Source organism: Nocardia vinacea NBRC 16497, assembly GCF_000308835.1.
Taxonomy (GTDB): domain Bacteria; phylum Actinomycetota; class Actinomycetes; order Mycobacteriales; family Mycobacteriaceae; genus Nocardia; species Nocardia vinacea.
Map to the genome: position 1 here is coordinate 29,607 of NZ_BAGN01000072.1, position 19,923 is coordinate 49,529.

Genomic DNA, 19,923 nt, shown 5'->3' on the forward strand with positions numbered 1-19,923 from the left:
TCGCGTCGCTAGCGACTGCTTGCAGGTCGCTCGAGATGGTCAGCTTACTGGTGCCTCTGGGCGTTCGAACCAAGTCTTTGCCAAGCAGTACCCAAGGTTTGCGGGCTAACGTCGAAAGCAAATCTCGGATATATCCAGACAGCCCCTTCGGTTTGCGCTGCCTTTTGTGCCGGAGCGCCTGCTCCGGTGCGGTGAACGGGGGTGATGGGAGAAAAGTCTTGCAGGTACTCGGACCGTGGACCGACTCGGCGACATTTGCCGCGCTGGGCGGGGGTAAAGCGCGTGGGTTGTACACCTTGCACAATGGTGGCTTCCGGGTCCCCGACTGGGCGGTGCTCGGTACCGACGTCTTCAACCGGTTCCTTGTCGAGACCGCCACGGACGCCGATTCGGCGGCTATTGTGTTGAATGTCACATCATCGGACGATCTGGATTCGGCGCTGGCCGCCGGGGCGGAACTACGCGCCGCGATCGTCGATGCGCCACTGCCGCAGCCGGTCCTCGAACTGATCGCCGATGCTTACGGCCGCCTGGGGGCGGGCGCGATCGCGGTTCGATCGTCGGCGGTCGTCGAGGACGGTCCCGGCCAGTCCTATGCGGGCCAGTTCGATTCGTTCCTCAATGTCAACGGTGTCGACGCGGTCGCGGCGCGCGTGCGTGACTGCTGGGCCTCGGCATTCTCGGAACGGTCCATCCGCTATGCCTTCGCGCACGGACAGCCGCGCGCCGACGCCATAGCCGTTGTGCTGCAACGTCTTATCGATGCGCGGTCCAGCGGCGTGATGTTCACCGCGAACCCGATCAGCGGCGCCGCAGACGAATTGGTCGTCAGTGCGGTGTATGGGCTCGGTGAGGGGTTGGTGTCGGGTGCGGTGGACGCCGATTCGGTCGTGGTCGACAAATCGTCCGGCACGGTGCTGGAAACGACTGTGGGGGACAAGGATCGGAGCTATGCACCCGCAGGCGAGCAGGGCTGCGCGGTGCTCGAGGTAGAGCAGCAGCGCCGCGAGAGCGCCGTGCTGGCCGATGCCGAACTGGCCGAATTGGTGGAGTGGGGGCGCAAGCTGGAGGCCGATTTCGGTGCGCCACAGGACATCGAGTGGGCCATCGATGCCGACGGCCTCTGGTTCCTGCAGTCGCGGCCGATCACCACGGCGGTCGCCGACGGCCCGGTGCGCGGTGCGGTACTGCGCGGCGCCGGTGAGGAGCTCGCCGACGGCGACGAGCGAATCTGGGACAACTCCAACATCATCGAGAGTTTCAGCGGCATCACCTCTCCGCTGACCTACACGACCGCCGCCGACATCTACGGCCGCGTGTACCACGGTTACGCGAAATCGCTGCGCGTGCCCGATGCGCAACTGCGCCAGACCGATCGCTGGACTCCGGTGCTACTCGGCTACTTTCACGGCCGGGTCTACTACAACCTGCTGCACTGGTACCGGATGGTGGGCATCGCACCCGGGTATCCGTTGAACCGGAAGGTGTTGGAGGCCGCGCTCGGCGTCGACGAACCGCTGCCCGACGAGATCGCGAAGACCTTGCGCCCGTTCACCTTCCGCACGCCACTGGCCCGGCTGCGGTCGCGGGCGATCACCACGGTGACCTATGTGCGGCGGCTGTTCGGTATCGACGACATGGTCGAGCGCTTCATGACCGACTTCTACCGCGTCTACGACGAATACGATGCGCTCGACTACTCGACGCTGACCGGCGAACAGGCCTATGCGGCTTATCGCAAGGTCGACCGGGACCTGGTCGAGCGCTGGGGTCCGCTGATGGTCCTGGACGCAATCCTGTTGACCTGCACCGGTCTGATGTATCTGCTGACCAAACTGTTGCTGCCGAAGGCGCCGGAGTGGTTCCTGTACGCCGTCGTCGGCCCTGGCGCGGATGTCGAATCCGCCGAACCGGCCCGCGCTATGACCGAGCTCGCGCAGTTCGTTCGCCGAGATCCCGAACTGGTGTCGTTGATCAATTCGACCGCGCCGGAACAGATCTACGACGCCGTGCGTGACCGCACCGAGTTCTGCGACCGGATCGAGGATTACATCGATCGCTACGGCTACCGCAGCCTGGACGAGCTGAAGCTGGAAACCCCGGATCTGCGCGAAAATCCCGCGAGCCTGTTCATCATGCTGCGCAGCGCGATCGGCCGTGTCGGGGAGGCGGCACAGCACAGCCGCAGTGCGGAGGCCGACGAGTATCTCGACGCCAATCTGCGCGGCTTCCGGCGGCGGATCTATGAACGCCTGCGCGGCAAGGTGAATCGGTGCGCGGCGCATCGGGAGCGGCTGCGGTTCTGCCGCACCAGGGCCTTCGGCATGGTCAAGCGGATGATCCGGGTAATGGGCCGAGATCTGGTCGCACGCGGTGTCATCGACGAATTCGACGATGTCTTCGCGCTGACCGTCCAGGAGTTGCGCGGCTGCTACGACAGCAGTGCTGTGCACGCAGCCGCTGGCGGCGGCCTGCGCGATCTGGTCGCCGCACGGAAAGCCCAGCGCGCCAGGGACGCCGAGCTGGTCGCCCCGGCCCGGTTCGTCACCTCGGGGCCGACCTTCGGGCGCGCGGAGCTCGCGCGCCAGGGCTGGGTGCCGGTCACCGATACCCCGGCCGCGACCGTCGGCACCGTCCTGCCCGGCACGCCCTCGGCGTCCGGAATCGTCGAGGGCGCTGCGGTGGTCGTCGACGAGCCACGCGACGTGGCGGGCGGCATTCTGGTGGCATACCGCACCGATCCCGGTTGGGTGGCCGCGCTGCCCTCGGCGTCGGCGTTGGTGATCGAGCGCGGCAGTCCCCTCACCCATGTCGCGATCGTGGCACGGGAGTTGGGAGTTCCGACGGTGGTCCAAGTCAAGGACCTGACCAAGAAGATACGTTCCGGTATGGGAATACGGGTCGACGGCACGAACGGTACCGTTACCGTGCTGTCGGGAGGAGAGCTGCGGGATGAAACCGGATAAAGACGTTGCCGCAGTTCGCAATTGGCTGGCCGATCCGGCACGTGACGCCGGGATCCATCTTGCCGACGAGGCCGACGGCTGGGAGTACCGCAGCTATCACGATCTCGCGGAGCTGAGCTGGTCGATCGCGGCGCGCATGCGCGAACACGGTATGGGCAGCGGCGATGGCGCATGTGTGATCATGCCGACCGGATTCCCCTGTGCCGCCGCATTTTACGCGGTATGGGCCTGCGGTGGGGTGTTCACCCCGGTCGCGCCGCCGATGTTCGGCGACCTCGACCAGATCATCGCCCATATCGCGGCCATTCTGGAGCAGGCCCGGCCGCGTTTGGTGGTGACCTCGACCGAGTTCGAGCAGTTGGTGCGCAAAGCGGCGGAGGCGGCGGGCCGCACGGACGAGCCGCTGGTGATCGATGCCGCGAAGCTGGGGCCCGCGCCGGCGGAGCGCGAATTCGGCGAGCCCGATGAATGCGCGCTGCTGCAATTCACCTCCGGGTCCACCGGAACGCCGCGCGGGGTACGAGTCAGCTGGCACAACCTGGCCAACAACATCGCGATGATCTCGACGCTGATCGACTGGCGGCACGGCGACACCATGGTCTCTTGGCTGCCGCTCTATCACGATATGGGCCTGGTCGGCGCATTCCTCACCACCGTGACCAATCAGGGCGAGCTGTATCTGATGCGCCCGGACCAGTTCGTCCGCGATCCGGCGCGCTGGCTGCGCGCCATGTCGCACGCACAGCACACGCCGTCGCCGTCGTTCGCGCTCGGTTATGTGGCGCATCGCGTCGCGCCCGAGGAGATCGCGGATCTGGATCTGTCCGGCTGGCGCACGCTGGCCGTCGGTTCCGAACCGGTCGAGGTGGCCGATCTGCAGTCCTTCGCGGGACTCGCCGGCAGACAAGGATTTTCGACCAACGCGTACACCCTCGCCTATGGTCTGGCCGAGGCCACGCTGATGGTGACCTCTTCCGCGCGCAACCGTCCCATTACCGCACTGCGGCTCGACAATCCGAATCTTCGCTTCGGCCAACCCGTTACGATCTCGGCCGAAGAATTGCTCGACGACACCCACCGTGTCGAGGGCTCCGGGTGGATCACCGGACTCGGCTACTCGACGCCCGAATCGACCGTGCGGGTGGTCGACGAAGACGGTCGGGAACTGCCCGACGGCACCCTCGGCGAGATGATCGTCGTCGGGGATTCGGTCGCGCTGGGCTACTCCGGCGAACCGAACGCCGGTTCGTCGACGCGGATCGTCGAGCGGGTGCTGTTCACCGGCGACGCTGGATTCCTGCACAACGGTGAGGTTTTCGTTCTCGGCCGCATGGGGTCGAGTCTGAAGGTCCGCGGCCGGTCGGTGTTCATGGAGGACATCGAATCCCGGGTGGCCCAGGAAACCGGAATCACCAAGGGCAAACTCGCCGCCGTCGCGATCACCGAGGCCGGTGCCCAGGGCATCGCGCTGTTCGCCGAATCGGCACCGGGAGACTGGATTGCCGAGGCGCGCAGGATCATTCGCGGTGAACTCGGGCCCGCACAGACGGTGAACATCGTGACCGGCCCGCGCGGCATCATCCGCCGCACTTCGAGCGGTAAACCGCGGCGTCGGCATATGTGGCGGCTGTTCGCGGAGGGCGCGTTGGCGGGTGCGGTGGTGCACGCGGCCGACGGCACCACCGAATCGAAACCGCGTACGGACAGCCCGGCTATCGACGATGCCGTGCCCGAGCCTGCACTGCCTGCCGAGCGAGTGCGTCAGTTGCTCGATCGGGCACTGGAAAGTGTTGCGGTACCGCGTGATTCGACTGTGCTGTTCGAGGGTTCGCTGGCGGAGGGCTTCGGCAATGCCGGATCCGATGTCGACTTCCTGGTTGTTGCAACCGGCGACGAGGAGTTGCCGACACTGCCGACGGTGTTGTTCATCGATGGTCGGCGCGTGGAGGTGCGGACACGGTCCGAGGCGCAGTTGCGCAATCAGCTGGAGCTGGCGGCGAGTGGGTCGGACAAGATCGACGAGGATCTGCTCAACCGGTGTCAGCGATTCCTGCGCGCTACCGTGGTCCGGCCCGGCGAACCGAACGTCGCGGAATTGCGTGCACTGCTGCCACATTCGAGGTTCACGGCGCTGGTGGCCGACTGGTGGACTCGGCGCGCGACGCAGGCGCTGCGATACGCGGTCGCGCTGCGGGCCCTGGAGGCCGAGGCCGAGGCCGCCGACTGGGCGCGCGATGGACTGCTCCAGGCGATGAAGGGCTGGGCCGCCCGCAAGGGCGAAAGCTACCTGGAAACCAAGTGGCTGCCGCACCAACTCGACCGCATCGGAGCCGATCCGCTCATCGATCGCTACAACGACCTCACCGAACCGACCGAACAGGTCGCGTGGGAACAGGTTTGGGAGCTGGCGACGGCGCTCGGCGTGCCCGAGATCGCCGATGATCCGCACCAGATCCTGTTCGCACGCCGACCAGGAGTCACCACCTGGACAATCGGCGGGCGCATCCATGTAATCCGCGACGACCATGACGTCTTCGCGCTCTCGGACAGCGCGGCCCGTGCCTGGCGTTCGGTGGTATTCCGGCATTCATTGCGCGATGTCCTCGGCCGCGCCGAACACGACATCGCCGCGGATCTGCTCGAGTTCCTCGGACTCGGTCTGGTCGGATTGCACTGGCGCGGTGGGGAACTCATCGAACCCGCGCTGGCAATGTGCAAGCCGGTCAAGCCGTACACCCCGGTGCCGTACGCGGCCGCGCCCGCCCTTGGCCTGACCGGTGCCACCCGCGACGATGTGATCGCGACGCTGTCGCCCATGCCCGCAACCAGATTCACCGAATGCGCGCTGAATCTGGTGTGGTCCAACGTCGTCCTGGAAAACGCCAGGGAGGACCTGGCGGGTGCGGTCAAGAATTCCCAGGGCGCCGTCGCCGATATCGCCGCACATCGGCTCATCGCCATGGCAGTGCGTGTCTTGTTGTCCGCATTCGGGATCCACTCGCTGCCCGCCGACGTCGCGCCCGCGCAAACCCTGCGGCGGCTGTTGCCGGACCACGCCCTGCGTCGCGACGATCTGCTGACGCAGCTGGAATCGGCACGGCGGGTCCGTTTCTCGGAGATAATCGGAAAGGGCGGAGATACTCTCGCGGGTCTCGCGGTGCTGGATGATTTCGTCACACTGGTCCGATCGGTCGCGGCGGGGGCGGAGACGACAACGGGATTCCCGGCCTCCTTCGATTCACGTGAGCAGTGGCGGCGCACGCTGGCAATCGGTTACGACTGGCTGCGCATCGCCGGGTACCTGAATACCGACCTGCCCCTGGACGAGGCCCGCGATCTGCTGGCCTCCGGTGGCCAACAACCGCATCTGCGGGAAGGAGAGTCATGAGGGCATCGCGCAGCGATTCGGCACGGGACGGCGGCCGGGTGACGGGTGGGCCTGCGGTGGCTGATACTGCGACTGCCGACAAGGTGCGCCGGATCGTCCTGGCCACGGCCCCGGAACCGCCCGCCGAATTGTTCGACGAGCATCGCCTCGTGGAGGATCTCGGCTTCGATTCGCTGCGTCTGATGGAACTCACCGTCGTCCTCGAGCGTGCGTTCGAACTGCCGCGCTACCGGCCCGAGGAACTGGTGGGCGTGCGCCGGGTCGATGCGGTGATCGCCCTGGTCTCTGGCAGTTTGGCGGCTGGCGAGGTGCCACTATGAGCTGCGGCGATACCGTGCTGGTTACCGGTGCGGCCGGACTGGTCGGTGCCGAGGTTGTCGCCAGGCTTGCGGCCGCGAGCCGACCGGTCGCCGCTGTGCTGCACAGCAATTCGACCATCGTGCGCAATGACGGCACCTTGATCGAGGCCGGTACCGCCGTCGCGGGTGACGTGCGGTTGCCCGGATTGGGCCTGTCCGAGCGCGATACCGAGGATCTGGCCGAGCGGGCCGGCATCATCGTGCACTGCGCGGCGACAACGGCATTCGACGCATCGGCAGCTGACTACGAGGAACTCAATGTGGTCGGCACCGCGAATGCCATCGGACTCGCCCGCGAGTGGGAGGTGCCGCTCGTGCACGTCAGCACCGCTTACGTCTGCGGTATGCGGGGCGGCACGATCGCCGAGGACGAACTCGACGCCGGTCAAACCTTCGGAAATGGCTACGAGGACAGCAAGTTTCGCGCCGAAAAGCTGGTGCTGGCGGCCGGGGAGCAGGGCCTGCCGTGGGCGATCGTGCGCCCCGGCATCGTGACCGGAGCGAGCGATACCGGCACGATTCGGGAGTACAAGAACCTCTACACCGTCGTGAAACTCATGGTCGAGGGCAAGCTGCGCTCGCTGCCCGGCCGCTACGACGCGACGCTTTCGCTGGCGCCGGTCGACCATGTCGCCGATGTAATCGCCGCGGCCGTCCTGGATTTCGACTCCGCGCAGAATCGCACGCTGCATGCGCTCGGCCGCGACACCCTCTCGCTGCGCGAGGTCTCCGATGTGCTGGCCGAATATCCGTCCTTCGAGGTCGCCACCTTCGTGCCGGAAGCGACCTTCGCCGAGGACGATCTCGAGCCGATCGAGCGCGAATATTACCGCCGCATCGGTTCGCTCTACACCAGCTATTTCCGGCGGCGGCTGGTATTCGACACCGCCCACGCCGACGTGCTGCTCGGCAAGCCGTCTCCGGCGAGCGGCAAGGAGTATCTGCGGGTACTGCTGGACTACTGCCTGGAATCGGGATACCTCGGCATGCCGCTGCCGTCGATCGCGGACATCCTGGCGAGCAACGACTTCGACGGAGCCGCCCCATGAGCGAGTCGTTGCGGGAGCTGCTGAGCGTGCTGACGCCGTCGCCGCGGAAGGTCGACGCCTACGTCGCCGACACCTACGTGCAGGAATCGGTGGACCAACTCGATCGACTCGGCGTCGACGCGGCCGAATTCGCCAGGGCGCATTCCCTGTTGCTGCTCAAGCCGGACGCGATTGTCGCGCGTTCCGTCGATCCGACACTGAACTGGTTGGCCGACAACGGGTTTCGTGTGGTCAGCGCGTTCCGCGTCCCGGTCGACCGGCATCTCGCTCGCGCACTGTGGTACTTCGCGTGGAATATCGCCTCCCCCGAACGCCGCCGCTTGGCCGATCTGCTGGTCGCCATCTCGGATGTGCTCGTACTCGTCGTGCACGCACCCGACGGCGAACTGCCCGTGCCGGTGCGGCTGACCGAGGCGAAGGGTGCCACCGATCCGCGCAAGCGCCGCCCCGGTGAGCTGCGGTATCTACTCGGCCGTCACAACTACCTGCTGAACCTGGTGCATTCGCCCGACGATCCCGCCGACGTACTGCGGGAACTCGCCATCTACCTGGACGAATGGAGCCGGGCAGCGGTGATCGCACAAGCCTGCTCCGGCGCGGACCGCGCGGCCGACGCGGCTGCGATCGCCGAGGAACTGTATGCGCGCACACCCGCGCGCAGCTTCGATCGGGCGGACGCGCTCGACCGGGTGCTACACGATTCGACACGGGGCGGTAGGTCGGCCCCATCCGGCTTCGATCCGGCCTCGGATACGGACTGCGCGCAGTTGCTGTATCGGGCCTGGGCTGATGGCCGGGAGCTGGATCCGTGGTCGGCGATCGTACTCGGATCCTATGTACTTCCCATGCGGACCGGCACCGCGTCGCAGACGTTGCGGCCGGTGTCCGCCGAAGAATGGTTGGAGGGTCGAACGTGACCACAGACGCGGCCGCCGTGCAGACGGCGAGCCATACCCGCACGATCCCCCGGGAACTCGCACACCGATGCGCGGTCTCGGAGGTGTTCGTCACCTCATTGGATGCCGTCGGCGAGCACACCTTTGTCGCCGGAGCACAACTACCCAGAATGCACGCGTATTACGGCGATCACGCCGGATCTCTTGCGGTGCGGCATGATCCGCTGGTGGTCATGGAGGCGGCCCGGCAGGCTGCCATCGCACTGACGCACAAGTTCTACGGTGTGCCGAACGAAATGGCCTTCGTGGTGCGCACTTTCAACGGCACCGGATGCGACACCGCCGCCTGGGAGGTGCGCACCGCGCCCGCCGATCTGGTGATGCATGTGCGAGTTCCGCAGCGCCATCAGCGCGGTGGCGTGCTGCAGGGTCTCGATATGGTGCTCGAGATCGAATCCGACGGCGAGCCGATGCTGACGGTCGACGGATCCTTTTCCTGGGTGACCGCACGGCAGTGGTCGGCGCTGCGCAGCGGATTCCGGGACAGCCTGGAGCTCGGCGAGTTTCGCGGTGCCTCGGCGCTTACCGAACGCGCCGTACCTGCCGCGGTGGGCCGGGAGAACTGGCGCAATGTGGTGATCGGCCCGCCGATGCGCGACGGCGCGACCGCACGGGCGCGGCTGGTACCCGATCTCGGCCATCCCTTCCTGTTCGACCACCAACTCGACCATGTGCCCGGCAGTCTGCTCATCGAGGCCTGCCGTCAGACCGCATTGTCGATGGTCGTGCGCGACCTGCCCCAACTCGAATGTGTGGCAAGTACTTTCGACCGATTCGTCGAGCTCGATCTGCCTGCGGAATGCACCGCGGAGATTGCCGACCAAGGGGCGGGCAATACCGTCATCCACTGCGAGATCCTTCAGGCCGATGCCGTGGCCGCCCAAATCGATCTCGAATTCGCCGAGGACGCACTGGTTTCCGAGGCCGATCCCGAAGGAGTCTGATGGACGAGGAGTTCTCGGGCACCGACCTGCTGACCACCACCCGGGCCTTCCGTCGTCGCCTCGACCCGACCCGTCCGGTCGCGCGCCAAGACCTGCTGGACTGTCTGGATATCGCGGTGCACGCGCCGAGCGGCACCAACCGTCAGCCGTGGCGCTTTCTGGTCGTCGAGGATCCGGAGACCAAACAGCAGATCGCCGAGTACTACCGAAAGGGTTTCGCCGCTTACCTTTCCGCGCGCACACCCCGTCCGGACCAACTCGGTGATCTGGCCTCCGGGCAGCATCTCGCGGCGCATCTGCACGAAGTGCCCGCACTGGTCATCGTGTGCTCCCTCGGTCGCCCACCCGCGAACGCCTCGCCGCTGCTGCTGGCCAGTTTCTACGGCTCGATCTACCCGGCGGTCTGGAACTTCGTGCTCGCGCTGCACGAACGTGGGCTCGGCTCAACCATGACCACCGCACATCTGGCCTATGAGCGAGACATCGCCGACCTGCTCGGAATTCCGTTCGAGCAGGTCACCCAGGTCGCCATGCTGCCGGTCGCGCATCTGCTGCCCGGTACTCGGGGGCCGGGTTCGCGGCGCACGCCTGCCGCGGAGGTGACCATGTGGGATCGGTGGACCGAGGCATGAGCGACGTCGCTGGGACGTCGTCCTCCGGTCTGCTCGATTCCGTCGTCCGCATCGGGCGCTTCACCGCGGTCATGTACAAACCGCATTACGTCCTGTACGGCGTGCTCTGGGTGCTTGCGTTGGAGGGCACTGCGGCCCTTGTGTCACAACCGGATTCGGCCTGGCATCCCACCGGGTCCACGGTTCTGCGCATCGTCGTCGTCGCGTTCGTCCTGCTGTATCTGCGCATGGTCGACGAACAGAAGGACCTCGACTACGACCGCGTGCACAACCCGGACCGCCCCTTGGTCACCGGTGCGATCTCCGCCACCGAACTCCGTGCCGCCATGGCCGTCATCGCCGTCGGTGCGATCGTCGCCAGCCTGACGCTCTCGGTGGTCTCCGCGCTCATGATCGCCGCCGTCCTCGCCTACGGCCTGGCGCTGTGGGGCCTCGAGCGCCTATCGGCGACCGTCCGAACCGATATCCTGGCGAATCTGGCCGTAACCTATCCGGTTCAACTCCTGGTCACCGCCTATGTCGTCCTCTCTGCCGCCGACACCGGCGAAGTCCGCGCCACTTGGAAGACCGCAGCCGTCGCTCTGATCTTCGCGGGTGCGTTCTTGCAATTCGAATTCGCTCGCAAGACATCTCGCACACCACGCACCGACGAGCACTTCTACTCCAATGCCCTCGGCGCGATGGGCAGCACCGCGTTCGGACTGCTGTGTGCCGCCGTCGCCGCCGCCACCGACATTGCCCTCGTCCAACCATGGACGTACACGTCGGCGCAGGCGGTGATCGCCTGGATTCCGTCGGCGCTCTTACTGCTTCCTATCTGGGGAGCGGTGAAGTTCCTGCGCGGCGGCAAGCCGGACTATCCGGTGCTCCCGGCTGTCCTGTTCATCCTGACGCTGTACACAGCATTGATCGTGCAGGCGATCACGCTGACGTAAGTCCAACGCCCGCAGCTGATTTCAGCCGATCGGTAAGCACGCCGACCCGAGATCGGTGCCTGTTCCGACGCGCACCACAACCGAGCCCTCCGACTCCGGCGTGTAATTGCCGCCCACATACTTCGCGCGCACCGTGTGATTGCCGGTCGTGGCGGGCTTCCAATCGACCTGGGCGGTCAACGAGACACCGTTCGACGGCGTAGCCTTGTTCACCGTCGGTGTGACACTTCCGAGGAAGGTTCCGTCATCCCAGAACTCCACCGGTGGAATGTAATTCCCGAGCCCGAGCGAGGAACTCCCCGCCACCGTCGCCTTCACCTGAGCCGTGCATCCGGTGGCCGCCTGCCCCGATAGCGTCACCGTGGTGGTGACATCCCCCGGTGCGCCGCCGGCGGCGCCGGACGCCAGCAACGACCCGCCGCCCAACGCGACAACCGCGGTGAGAACAACGAACCCGGACGAGATACGACGAACAGCTGTGACGGCCATGTTGGCTCCTGCACTCGCGAAACTTCGACCGATCCAGTTTCGACAGAGACTCGCCCTATCGCAAGATCTGAAACGCCTCAGCCGCCGTAGAGCCGGATGAAATCCTGGGTGGGATCGACCGCGGGCAGCGTGTACGACGAATATGTCGGATCCACCTGGGTTTCCTCGACATAGTGGTCCGGTTCCTTCGGCAGGTGCCGCCAACGGGCGCGCGGGTCCGCAACTCCGCTCTCGAAACTATCCGACGCCATGACCGAACCCTCTCGAATCGTGCTACTTACCAGGCTACCTGCGCGAATGAGTAGCTGGAATGAGTAGTTCGGCGGACGCCGGACCTGCCGGTTCCTTCGTAATCTCGCTGCAACCACCGCACCCGACGGTGGCATGAGGTAGGAGAAACCATGCCGTACATCAACATCACGCGCACGCCCGGAGTGGGATTGCCGGAGTACCGGGCGGTCGTGGCCGAACTCGGGGGTGCGCCGATCACGGGGCAATTGCTGCATATCGTCGGGGTATCCGACGGGGCATTGCACATAGTCGACGTCTGGGAATCGGCGGCCGCCGCCGACCGATATGCGGCCGAACGGCTGTTCCCGGCATTCGAACGCGCGGGGGTGCGTCCGGGTCCGGATGCGAGCGTCCACGCATTCGAAGGCGATGTGAGCACCGACGGCATGGCGTCCTAGTCGCGATGCCGGCTCGTGCGCACCACCGCGCGGGTAATGTCAACGTCTCGGAGGTGGCACGTGTCGACCGAGCTGATCGGGCGGGGAGACGAACTTGCCGATCTGCTCCGCTGGCTCGACGCTGCGGTGAACGGAAATCCGCAGTTGGTCTTGTGTTCCGGCGAGGCGGGTATCGGCAAGACCCGTTTGGTGTCCGAACTGGCCGAGCGCGCGCAGGCGCGGGGTGTGCGCACGCTGTGGACCCGGGCGCTGGAACTGCCCGACGGACCGCCGTTCTGGCTGTGGCGGCAGGCCCTTGCCGATCTACCGACCGTCGACGTCGCACCCGTCGAGCGCACCGCGCTATTCGAAAGCTTTGCCGATCGTCTCGATGGCACCGCGGCCCTGTTCGTCATCGATGACATCCACTGGGCAGATGAACCGTCGCTGCAGGCGCTGCTGCATCTGATCCGGAATCTGCGCGGTAAGCGAATCCTGGTGTGCGCCACCGAACGTGACGCGGTATCCGCTGCCGCGACCGGCTGGCGCGCGATCAAACCGGATCTGCTGCGGGAGCCGGTGACCAGGACACTCGGCCTGACCGGTCTGTCGCCGGAGAGTTCGGCACAGTGCCTACAGGCCGAGGCCGGACGGGTCGTCCCGGATCAGATCACCTTCGACGCCTATTCGATGACCGCTGGAAATCCGTTCTACCTGCGCGAACTCGGGCGATCGCTACAGGAGACGGGGGCGCTGCAACTGCCGGCGACCCTGCGTGAGGTGGTCCGCGGCCGACTGGTGCCGCTCGCGCCGCGTACCCAGGAGTTGCTGCGGGCGTCCTCGATTCTCGGCGAGGAGTTTCCGATCGCGGTGGCGTCGCGGTTGATCGGCAGGCCCGCGCTGGAGTGTCTGGCCGCGGTCGACGAGGCCGTCGCCGCCGGATTGCTGGTGATGGGTTCGGGGCCGGGCGCGGTGCGATTCGGCCATGCGCTGGTGCGTGCCGCACTGCAGGAAAGCCTGTTGTTGCAGCAGCGGGTGATTCTGCACGCCAGGGCGGCAGCGGCCATCGAGGAGCTGTATCCCGATGCGCTGGAATACTATTCGGCCGCGTTGGCCCGACATTGGGCGGAAGCGGCGGTGACGGGCGAACACGGTCCGGCGGTGCACTGGGCGCGTCGCGCGGGCGATGCGGCATCGCGGGAGTTGGCATTCGAGGAGGCCGTGCGGCTCTACGGCCTGGCGCTCGATCATGCCGCCGGATCGGCCGCCGCCGATCGGGGCAGATTGCTGCTGTCAAGGGCGACGGCGAGGCTGCGAGCGGGCGATCTGGGTGCGGCCCGCGCGGATTGCGTTGCCGCGCTGACCATCGGCCGTCGCGTCGGCGATGCCACCCTGATCGCGGAGTGCGCATTGGTACTCGAGCCGGTCGGTGATCGTGTCTGGGATCGCGACATTCGTGAATGGTGCACGGAAGCAATGGAATTCGACGGCCTGTCGGATCTGCTGCGGACGCGGCTGCTCGCGCGGGCGACGGAGGCCTCGGTGTATCTGGGTCTGCTCGACCATGTCGACGAGACGAGCCGGTCCGCACTGAAGCTCGCCGACGCGTGCGGTGATCCGGAGGCCCTGGTTGCCGCCTTGCGCGCACGCCAACTCGCCTGCGCCGCACCGGAACACCGCGTGGAGCGCGCCGAGTTGGCCGCGCGCATGACGGATGCCGGACTGAGCCTGCGCAGCCCCTCGATCGAGCTGTGGGGCAGGCTTTGGGCCATCGACTCGCTGTGGGAGCGTGGCGAACTCACGGCGATTGGCAGTGAGCTGTCGCGGCTGCGCTGGTGTGTGCGGCATACTGGCGGGCCGATGGCGCGCTGGAATCTGCTGGTGGCCGAGGCGGCCTTGGCACAGGGCCATGGGGATCTGGACGACGCACTGCGGCTCGGCGGGCAGGCGCGCGAACTGGCCGAATCGATCGGCCATCCGGCGGGTTACGGCGCGTACCGGGCGCTGGTCGCCACTATCGGTCACCATCGCGGCCACCTCGATATCAGCTTCGAACTGCCACCGCTCTCGGCGCGCAGCGAAGTCCGCAACGAGATCTTCGGTCGGCTGGGCACATCGTTTGCACTGGTGGAATGCGGACGCACCGCCGAGGCCGAACCGCTGTACCGAAGCCTCGGTCCACCGCGGGAATGGGCGATTCCGCCCTACTTCACCCTCAATGGGCTGGTGGTCGGTGGGGCCGTCGCCCTTGGGCTCGGCCTGGATGACGATATCCGATACTTCGCGCAGCGTCTCGCCCGCTATCGCGACGGCCACGTGGTCGGCGGCGGTGGGAACGGACACTACCTCGGCCCGATCACTCTGTGGCTCGGGAAATTCGCCGCCGCGCTGGGCGATTCGGACACGGCTGAACAGGATCTCGGCACCGCGCGCAAGATCTGTCGTGAGATCGGCGCTCGCTGCTTCGCTGTCGAGGCCGATTGTGAACTGGCCGACCTCCTGATCCGCCGCGGCGCTACCGAGGACGGCGTTAGCATGGCCAAATCCGCACTGCCACTGGCGGAGTCCTACGGTATGGCCCCCTGGGCGCAGCGCCTGCGCGCCCTCGCCGCGACACCGCTGAACCGCGCGACGCTCTCACCACGCGAACGCGAAGTCGCCGCCCTCGTCGCCACCGGCAAAAGCAACCGCGAAATCGCGAGCGAACTGGTGTTATCCGAGCGCACCGCGCAGAACCACGTCCAACACATCCTGACCAAGCTGGGATTCGCCAATCGCAGTCAGATCGCGGCCTGGGTGAGCAGGAACCCGGGTCCGAAGTAACGGTTGTGTTGCCATGGGCTCACATGGCATTGATTCCGCCGGAATTGGGAATTCCTCGTGACACGTCCCGTGAGCGGAATGAGGTGCCACATGAACACAGTGGTATGCGGCGATTGCTGGCGTCGCGAAAACTTGACGTTCGCACAGCGACTGGACCCGGCATTCATCCGGCCCGGATTTGCCTATCTGTGCCCCGAGCACCGAGCCTGCCGAGCCGAAACGCTCGGTCGGCCCGAGCTCGGACAATCGGCGGCGTGAACCTCCGAAACCAACGCGCACCCCAGCGAATTTCGCTGGCGGTCAAGGCGCGTCGGGCAATGAACCGGTACGTCCGCGTTCGCGCTCCGCGGCGGTGGCGAGGTAATCGCCCAACTCGCGGCGCAGCGTGACATCGAGCGACCGGGCCAGGGTGGCGTGCACCGAGGCGACGGCCAGTTCGCGCATCTTGTTGAGCATCGTTGTGGTGTCGGCGATTTCGCCGCTGGTCTCCGGCAGCCAGCCGGGCCCGTGTTCGTCGACGATGTGCTGTTTGGCGGCCGTGATCATGATGTGGGTGATGTCATCGATGCGGTCGGCGACCTTGGCGTAGATCTCGATGAGCGTGCGCAGGTCCAGGCCGTATTCGTGCAATTCGGCGAATGAGGTGAGCAGTGCGGTATCGGTGAAGGCGACGGTATCGCCCTCGATCCGCACCAGCTTCATCCCCGCGAGCCGGTCGACGAGTTCGTCGGTATCGGTGCCGAGAATGGTTCCGATCAGTTCGCGGGGCACCTCGAAGGTTTCGTCTTTCGCCCAGGGGGCCGTCACCGCGTGCTGCAGGCCGAGCACCTCGGTGAGGTCCTTGCCGGTCTCCCAACTGGTGATGAAGTCGGCGATATGGGCGGTGGTGAAGCCGCGCTGCAGCAGCGCGTCGATGAGTCGCAGCCGCTCCAGATGCGAATCGTCGTAGATGCTGGCGCGCCCGTCCTTGCCGACCGGGGGCGGTAGCAGTCCGCGCTCCTGATAGGCGCGCACATTCCGGCTCGTGGTGCCCGCGGCGCGGGCGAGATCATCGATCCGGTACTCCGGCACCGGTATCACCTCCCATAGCGACTAGGGCACGCTTGCACCGGCGGCCGGAATGCGGTCTTCGAACCGACCGAGTCTAGCGTCCCGGTCGCCAGTGCCCGTCACCTAGGAAACCGCCGCGATCCGCTGCTCCGTCGTGCGCGCGGCGGGTACGACGTGATAGTCGTCGAGGTTCACTGTCCGCAGCTGGCCCACGTACTGGGTGGCGAAACCCGGATACATGGTCGCATTGAACCCGTCCTCGGTGAGATACCAACTGCGGCAGCCGGAGTTCCACGTGGTGCTGTCGAGGCGCCGCTGGATCGCCGCGTTGTAGCGGTCCTGGCGGTCCTTGCGCACATCGAGCATGCGCAGATTTCGGTCCAGGATGGTGCCGATCGCGCTCACCAGATAGTCGATCTGGGCCTCCATGTACACCAGCGCCGAATTGTGTCCCGGCCCCGAATTCGGCCCGAAGGTGAAGAACAGATTCGGGTACCCGGATACCGCGATGCTCTTGTACGCATATGCGCCGCGGTGCCACTCGTCGGCCAGTATCCGCCCGTCCCGGCCGACGACCGGAATGGGCGTGCCGGTCTTGGAGACATCGAATCCGGTAGCGAAGACGATGCAATCAGCTTGGTGCTCAACACCTTCCGCGGTGCGGATGCCGTGTTCGGCGATGCGGGCGATCGGCCAGGTGACCAGCTTGCAGTTGTCGCGTTGCAGGGCCGGGTAGTAGTCGTCGGTCATCAGCAGCCGCTTGCAGCCGGCCCGGAAATCCGGGGTGAGCTGGCGACGCAGCCACGGATCCTTGACCTGCCTGCGCAGTTGGGCTCGCCCGACCAGTTCGACGACCCTGGTCAGCGGGGTATTCCAGACCACTCCGAGCGCGACCGATTCGTGCCCGTAGAACCAGGCCAGGCGCGAGAGGGATTCGGCCGCGGGCACCCTGCGGTAGAGCTGCTTGGTCAGCGGGGTGGTGCGCCGATTGACTCGGGGCAGCACCCATCCCGGCGTCCGCTGGAACACCTTGACCGAGGCCGCCCGCTCCACCAGCTCCGGAATGATCTGCACCGCACTGGCCCCGGTGCCGACGACCGCCACCTTCTTACCGGTGAAGTCGTAGTCGTGATCCCAACGGGCACTGTGGATCTTGTGTCCCCGGTAGTCCGCTATGCCGGGAATATTCGGCAGACTCGCATTGGCCAGTGGTCCGGACGCCAACACCACCGTTCTGGCGCGGACGGTCTCCACGCGGTCCTCGATCGTGATGTGCCAGACCCCGGCGTCCTCGTCGAACGCGATTCCGGTGACGTTGTGGCCGAAGCGAAAATGCTTGTGCAGTCCGAACTTCGCGGCCATCGACTCGATATAGCCGAGGATTTCGCTGCTGCCGGAGTAGGTCTGTGACCAATTCGGATTCGGCGCGAAACTGTAGGAGTACAGCCGCGACGGAATATCGCACGCCGCACCGGGATAGGTGTTGTCGCGCCAGGTCCCGCCGATCGCGGTGCCGCGTTCGAAGATCGCGAAATCGCCGATTCCCTTTTGCTTCAGGCGAATCGCGGCACCGATACCGGCGAATCCGCCGCCGATAATGGCGACATCCACGGTATGCCCACCCATCGCCCGACCGCTGCCCATCGAATCGCTGCGCGATGCTGTATTCAGCTGGTCCTCCGTCATGCCGCGGGCTCGTAGGTGAGTTCCTTGGACCAGGTCGGCTGCGGGCGCAGCAGCCGCTTCGGCACCCGGGCGGTGATCTTGACCAGTGCGTCGGCCAGTAGGTGATAGGGGTGGCCACGGTTGATCACCCAGCCGCCGTGCATCTTCACGATCTGATACATCGGCAGCCTGCGCGCGAATTCACTACGCTCGCCGACATTCGCATAGCGCTTCAGCGCCGCATACAACTTCTCCTCGTCGACGCCCATCTCGACGATATTGTCGCGCATCTTGTTCAGCAGCGGCACATAGCTCAGCACGCCGATGATGAACGTCGGCTTGGCCCACCCGCCCACCAGATCGATGAGCAGTTTGCGCATCTGTGCGTGGCCAAGTAGATCCATCACCGCGAAATCCACGGCCAGATGCCGGGATTCGTCGGCATTGATCTTCTTGAAGGCCTCCTGGCAGATCGGATCCTCGATCTCGTCCATGATGAACTTGATCAGCGCACCGTCGAGGGCGACCTCCAGCATCGGAATCACCGTGCCGAGGAACGACAGCGACATATCGTCGGAGTACTGGTCCAGGAAGTCGATGACCAGCTTGACGTTCACATTCGGCTGCGGGATCTCGTCACCGTCGAGCATGCCCCAGCGCCGCATCAGGGCGAGTTCGGCATTGGCGTGCTTCTGCTCCTCGGCGTGAAAGTAGCGGTAGATCTCGCGCAGCGTTTCGGTCGGCGCCTTCTTCGCCATGGCGGCGAAGCCGCGCGCGCCGACATTCTCGATCCACATCAGATCGGCCATGAACGGCTTGAGTTTGGCGTGCAGTTCGGGCGAAATCGTTTCCGCGCCGGGGGCATCCCAGTCGATATCGGCCAGCGCCCACTGGCGATCTTTGATCTTGCGGAGCATGTCGTCGAAGTCCATAGCGTGGCGATCGCTTGCGGGTCGCTCGAAAGGGCCAGCGTGGCGATCGCTTGCGGGGCGCCCGAGAGGGCCGGCGTTGGCCATGATCAGACTCCTGTCTTGTCGGAGACCGAGGATCGGTCGGTGGTGGTCGAGTTCTCCTGTGGCAGTAGCCGATCCAGGAGCCCGAGGGCGTAGGTGTACTGGGCGGGGAAGTAGCGCTTGAGCCGCCAGATGAGGTGCGCGTCCAGTTGCGGCAGCACATACAGTTGGCCGCGGTCGTGGGCGTCGAGGGTGGTGCGCGCGACGCTGTCGGGGGAGAAGCCGGTCAGGCGCATGAGGGTGTCGGCCAATCGGGCCGATTGCGGTGTAATGCGGCCGTCGCGAGCCACATTCGTCTTGACGAAGGTCGGGCACAGCACGGTGACCGCGACTCCGGTGCCGCTCATTTCGGCGGCCATGGTCTCCGAAAGCGAAAGCACCGCGGCCTTGGACGCGTTGTAGACCGCCATCGATGGTGCGGCGGCGAAGGCGGCCGCGGAGGCGACATTGATGATGCCGCCCCTGTGTTGATGGGGGCGTGCGCGGGGCCCTGCGTGGTTACGCAGGCTACCGCCTCCGGGCCCGTCGCTCCCGCCACCGCAGGCGGCGCGCAGCTGCGGTGCGAAGATCTCGCATCCGTGCACCACACCCCACAGGTTGATGCCGAGCGCCCACTCCCAGTCGTCGAAACCGATTTCGCCGACCGGCTTTCCGCCGATGCCGACACCGGCATTGTTGACCACCAGCGTGACCGGGCGTTCGAACAGCGATTCGGCGAAGCGCGCAAGCACTTCCACCTCCTCGCGCCGCGAAACATCGCAGCGGAACGCATGCGCGGCACCGGGATGATTGCGCTCGATGAGGGCGACGGTCTCATCGGCCCGGGATTCATCGATATCGGCGCAGATCACCTGTCCACCGCGTTCGGCGATTTCGAGTGCGAAGGCCCGGCCGATACCGCTGCCCGCACCGGTCACCACCGCGCGGGCGCCGTGGCTGCGCCGTGGTCGGATGCCGATCGGAATGAGTCTTTCCAGTCCGAACAT

The 19,923-nt window shown here is 66.0% G+C and carries 16 protein-coding genes; 10 read left to right on the top strand and 6 right to left on the bottom strand.

Features of this window, described 5'->3' with window-relative positions; all coding sequences use genetic code 11:
* Nucleotides 1–218: 218 nt before the first annotated feature.
* Genes ON44_RS08580 through ON44_RS08615 form a run of 8 tightly spaced genes read left to right on the top strand, consistent with a single transcriptional unit; the run spans nt 219 to nt 11,229 of the window.
* Nucleotides 219–2,966, top strand: a complete 2,748-nt coding sequence (locus ON44_RS08580) for a phosphoenolpyruvate synthase (protein ID WP_040687730.1) — start codon at nt 219–221, stop codon at nt 2,964–2,966.
* Entirely contained in the window at nt 2,953–6,354 is a 3,402-nt protein-coding gene (locus ON44_RS08585; protein WP_040687731.1) for an AMP-binding protein, read from the top strand. The genes ON44_RS08580 and ON44_RS08585 overlap by 14 nt, the downstream gene beginning before the upstream one ends.
* Entirely contained in the window at nt 6,351–6,674 is a 324-nt protein-coding gene (locus ON44_RS08590) for an acyl carrier protein (RefSeq protein WP_083897728.1), read from the top strand. Before ON44_RS08585 ends, ON44_RS08590 begins: the two co-directional genes overlap by 4 nt.
* Nucleotides 6,671–7,762, top strand: a complete 1,092-nt coding sequence (locus ON44_RS08595; protein ID WP_040687733.1) for an SDR family oxidoreductase — start codon at nt 6,671–6,673, stop codon at nt 7,760–7,762. The genes ON44_RS08590 and ON44_RS08595 overlap by 4 nt, the downstream gene beginning before the upstream one ends.
* Nucleotides 7,759–8,679 (top strand): nucleoside-diphosphate kinase, encoded by a 921-nt coding sequence (locus ON44_RS08600; protein WP_040687735.1) that lies wholly within the window; start codon nt 7,759–7,761, stop codon nt 8,677–8,679. Before ON44_RS08595 ends, ON44_RS08600 begins: the two co-directional genes overlap by 4 nt.
* Complete coding sequence (locus ON44_RS08605) at nt 8,676–9,662, top strand: ScbA/BarX family gamma-butyrolactone biosynthesis protein (protein ID WP_245567067.1); 987 nt, start codon at nt 8,676–8,678, stop codon at nt 9,660–9,662. Before ON44_RS08600 ends, ON44_RS08605 begins: the two co-directional genes overlap by 4 nt.
* A complete protein-coding gene (locus ON44_RS08610) occupies nt 9,662–10,294 on the top strand; it encodes a nitroreductase family protein (RefSeq protein WP_040687738.1) in 633 nt (210 codons plus the stop codon). Before ON44_RS08605 ends, ON44_RS08610 begins: the two co-directional genes overlap by 1 nt.
* Nucleotides 10,291–11,229, top strand: a complete 939-nt coding sequence (locus ON44_RS08615) for a UbiA prenyltransferase family protein (RefSeq protein WP_051181756.1) — start codon at nt 10,291–10,293, stop codon at nt 11,227–11,229. Before ON44_RS08610 ends, ON44_RS08615 begins: the two co-directional genes overlap by 4 nt.
* Nucleotides 11,230–11,250: 21 nt before the next feature.
* On the opposite strand, the gene ON44_RS08620 is transcribed toward ON44_RS08615, so the two are convergent.
* Nucleotides 11,251–11,718 (bottom strand): hypothetical protein, encoded by a 468-nt coding sequence (locus tag ON44_RS08620; RefSeq protein WP_040687740.1) that lies wholly within the window; start codon nt 11,716–11,718, stop codon nt 11,251–11,253.
* A 77-nt stretch (nt 11,719–11,795) separates the two neighbouring features.
* Nucleotides 11,796–11,969, bottom strand: coding sequence for a hypothetical protein (locus ON44_RS50040; protein WP_157187081.1), 174 nt, complete (start codon nt 11,967–11,969; stop codon nt 11,796–11,798).
* Between the two features lie 150 nt (nt 11,970–12,119).
* Here ON44_RS50040 and ON44_RS08625 point away from each other — a divergent pair, with 150 nt between their 5' ends.
* Together ON44_RS08625 and ON44_RS08630 are read left to right on the top strand one after the other, a co-directional pair.
* Nucleotides 12,120–12,407, top strand: a complete 288-nt coding sequence (locus ON44_RS08625) for a hypothetical protein (RefSeq protein WP_040687742.1) — start codon at nt 12,120–12,122, stop codon at nt 12,405–12,407.
* Between the two features lie 60 nt (nt 12,408–12,467).
* The gene (locus ON44_RS08630; protein WP_040687744.1) at nt 12,468–15,209 is read left to right on the top strand and encodes an ATP-binding protein; all 2,742 of its coding nucleotides are present in this window, start codon (nt 12,468–12,470) and stop codon (nt 15,207–15,209) included.
* A gap of 300 nt (nt 15,210–15,509) precedes the next feature.
* Here ON44_RS08630 and ON44_RS08635 read toward each other — a convergent pair whose 3' ends face one another.
* The 4 genes from ON44_RS08635 to ON44_RS08650 all read right to left on the bottom strand — a co-directional run bounded on the left by ON44_RS08635 (nt 15,510) and on the right by ON44_RS08650 (nt 19,923).
* Nucleotides 15,510–16,280: a MerR family transcriptional regulator gene (locus ON44_RS08635; protein WP_040687806.1), complete on the bottom strand. Its 771-nt coding sequence runs from the start codon at nt 16,278–16,280 to the stop codon at nt 15,510–15,512.
* A 102-nt stretch (nt 16,281–16,382) separates the two neighbouring features.
* Complete coding sequence (locus ON44_RS08640) at nt 16,383–17,885, bottom strand: flavin-containing monooxygenase (protein ID WP_040687809.1); 1,503 nt, start codon at nt 17,883–17,885, stop codon at nt 16,383–16,385.
* Between the two features lie 56 nt (nt 17,886–17,941).
* Nucleotides 17,942–18,856 carry a reductase gene (locus ON44_RS08645; RefSeq protein ID WP_040687745.1) on the bottom strand — a complete coding sequence of 305 codons (915 nt, stop codon included), beginning with the start codon at nt 18,854–18,856 and terminating at the stop codon, nt 17,942–17,944.
* 86 nt (nt 18,857–18,942) lie between these two features.
* Nucleotides 18,943–19,923 (bottom strand): SDR family NAD(P)-dependent oxidoreductase, encoded by a 981-nt coding sequence (locus ON44_RS08650; protein ID WP_051181758.1) that lies wholly within the window; start codon nt 19,921–19,923, stop codon nt 18,943–18,945.